The organism is Streptomyces sp. WELS2 (assembly GCF_013870595.1).
GTDB lineage: Bacteria > Actinomycetota > Actinomycetes > Streptomycetales > Streptomycetaceae > Streptomyces.
Genome location: NZ_JACBWZ010000931.1, coordinates 1 through 2,265, shown reverse-complemented (window position 1 = coordinate 2,265; position 2,265 = coordinate 1). Strand labels below are relative to the sequence as shown.

General features: G+C 74.2%; 1 protein-coding gene. It reads right to left on the bottom strand.

The window, feature by feature from the left end; translation table 11 throughout:
• Positions 1 to 20: 20 nt before the first annotated feature.
• Positions 21 to 2,265, bottom strand: a 2,245-nt coding sequence (locus H5J33_RS31890; RefSeq protein ID WP_181798221.1) for a SpoIIE family protein phosphatase, incomplete at its 5' end; no start/stop codon positions are given.

The following is a 2,265-nucleotide window of genomic DNA, read 5'->3' as shown; positions in this document are numbered from 1 at the left end:
TGATCCGCGCCCGGCAGCGGCTACACCACCCGGATGCCCACGATGCAGGTGTCGTCGTCCGTGTCCGATCTGCTGTACGTCAGCAGGCCGTCCAACTGCTGGTCCAGGGTCTTCGGTGCCGTGCGGGCCGCGGTCAGCAGATGGGCCAGGGACTCCTCCACGGACCGGTCACGGCGTTCGATCAGGCCGTCGGTGTACAGCAGCAGCGTGTCCTGCGGCGCGAACTCCAGCTCGGCCTCCTCGTAGACGGCCTCCGGCACCGCCCCCAGCAGCAGGCCCTTGACCAGCGGCAACGGCGCCGCCTCCGACCCGCGGACCAGGACCGGCGGCAGGTGGCCCGCCCGCGCCCAGCGCAGGGTGTGCCGGTCGGGGTCGTACAGCGCGCAGACCGCCGTGGCGGTGACCGCGCCGGTCAGATGGTGCGCCACGATGTTCAGCCACGACAGCAACTGGCCCGGCCCGGCACCGGTCACGGCGAGACCGCGCAGCGCGTTGCGCAGGACGACCATGCTGGTGGCCGCCTCGATACCGTGGCCCGCGACATCACCCACGCACATCAGGACCAGCCCGGATGGCAGCACCACGGCGTCGTACCAGTCGCCGCCCACCAGGTGCTCGGTCTCCGCCGGGCGGTACCGCACCGCGACCTCCAGACCCGGCACCGACAGCGGCGCCCGGGTCGGCGGCATGATGGCGTGCTGCAACTGCAGGGTCAGCCGGTTGCGCTCGGCGGCCTGCTGCTCGGTGTGGGCGAGCTGGTCCCGGGTCGCGGCGAGCGCCACCTCCGTCCAGTGCTGGGCGGAGATGTCCTGGTAGGCACCCCGTACGACGAACAGCCGGCCGTCGGTGTCCAGCACCGGTTCGGCGACCACGCGGATGTGCCGGGTCACGCCGTCGGGCCGCTGCAACCGGAAGGCCGCCGAGGCGGGCCGGCGGTGGTGCAGCAGCGTGCGCAGGAACCGGCCGAGGGGCACGGCGTCGTCGGGGTGCGCGTACGCGGGCAGCTCCTCCAGCGGGACGGGCGTGCTCGTCGGGGGCCGGCCGTAGAGGTGGAACAGCTGGTCGTTCCAGGTGATCTCGCCCGTGAGCAGGTTCTCCTCGAACCCGCCGATCCGGCCGAGGCGCTGGGCGTGCTGGAGCAGGCTCGCCAGCCGCGCCGTCTCGTCCTCGATGCGCCAGATCAGCAGCACGCTGTTGCCGTGCCGGCTGATGCTGATGTCCGCGACCGCCGACAGCGACACCTGGTCGACCAGCGAGGTCAGCTGCATGCGGCGGGCCCGGAACGGCTCACCCGTGGCGTACACGTGCTCCACCCGGTGGAACAGCTCGCTCTTGCCCGCGGCCATCGGGTACGCCTCCAGGAGCAGCGCCCCGCTGACCACCGCCCGCGGCCGGCCCGCCGGATCCAGGAAGTGGCTGTTGATGTGCTGGATGCGGAAGTCGACCAACTGCCCGGAGTCGTCCAGGTGCGGCACCAGGACCAGCGCGGGGTCGTGCAGCCCGTCCGCCAGGTCCATCAACTCGGCGGCGTCGGGCAGCACCCGGGGCTCCTGCCCTTGGTCCCGGCGCGGCGTGTACGTCTCCAGGGTGTGCGCGCACAGCTCGGCGAGGGCTTCCACCTGCCGGACGACCGCCGGCGGCTGGGGCTCCAGCGGTCCCGGCCAGGCGATCTCCAGCACCCCGTGGATCCGGCCCCCGGTGCCCGCGGGCACCGCCACCCGGCCCCCGTCCGGGTGCAGTTGCCGGCCGATGGTGGGCAGCCCGGTCTCGGCCAGGGAGCCGAACCACTGACCGGCGCGCTCGGTCAGGCCCCGGCGCGCCACCGTCGCCACCTCCGGCGGCACATAACGCCAACGGGTGGCCTCCGCCGGGGAGAACCCGGCGCTGCCGGCGAGGGTCAGCGAGCCGTCGGTACCCGCGGCCCACACGGCCACCGCCACCGCGCCGAGCGGGCGCAGCGCGTGCTCCAGCAGGGGGCCGGCGACGGCCTGGGTGTCGTCCGCGGCCAGCGCACCGCTCTCGGCCGCCCGCAGCCGCACGGCCGCGGCGTCACGCTCCACGGCGCCCGCGGTGACGGCCAGGAAGGACGTGGTGAGCTCCGACAACCGGTCGCGGGCGGCCTGGTTGATGACCTCCACCGCGAACTCCAGCGGGGTCGCCCCGGCCTGCTCGGTCAGCTCGGCGAGCTGCCGGGCGGCCTGCGCCGGACCGCAGCCCAGCCGCTCCACCAGAATGCCCTTGGCCAGCTCGATCAGAGCCCGGCCC